The 558-nt window shown below is 35.3% G+C and carries 1 protein-coding gene; it reads left to right on the top strand.

What is annotated here, in order from left to right; genetic code table 11:
- Positions 1 to 127: 127 nt before the first annotated feature.
- The coding region (locus tag ACFIM8_RS09435) for a DNA methyltransferase (protein ID WP_375608930.1) at positions 128 to 558 on the top strand (431 nt) is incomplete at its 3' end.

Below are 558 nucleotides of genomic sequence, written 5' to 3'. Positions count from 1 at the left end.
GATGATTATAGTTTAAATGTAGCCAATCTTGAACCAATGATTGTGGTAAAAGAAAGCGACAAAGATAAAGATATTGCACAACAAGAATTAGATCTATTTGGATAAATATCAACGAGGCAGGTTACGAATGAGCCGTAATAAACAAAAATTAGAACTTAACTGGATTGGAAAAGAAAAACGCCCCAAACTGGAACCTCGTATATTGTTAGAAGATCTTGAAAAATCTTATCATGCCGCGCATCAAATATCATCACAGGATATTTTTGATAATAAACTTATTTTTGGTGATAATTTACTCGCACTCAAGGCACTTGAGCAAGAATATACGGGGAAGGTAAAATGTGTCTACATAGATCCACCTTATAATACAGGCAATGCCTTTGAACATTATGAAGATGGTTTGGAGCATTCCCTATGGCTAAGCCTTATGAGAGACAGGCTAGAATTGTTACATCGCTTATTGGCAGATGATGGAAGTATCTGGATTTCCATTGATGATGATGAACAAGCCTATCTAAAAGTGATGATGGATGAAATTTTTGGTCGCCAAAATTTCAT

The organism is Bartonella sp. AC535YNZD (assembly GCF_042196625.1).
Classification (GTDB): domain Bacteria; phylum Pseudomonadota; class Alphaproteobacteria; order Rhizobiales; family Rhizobiaceae; genus Bartonella.
The sequence above is the reverse complement of the archived record's forward strand: the minus strand, read 5'-3'. Positions and strand labels throughout refer to the sequence as shown.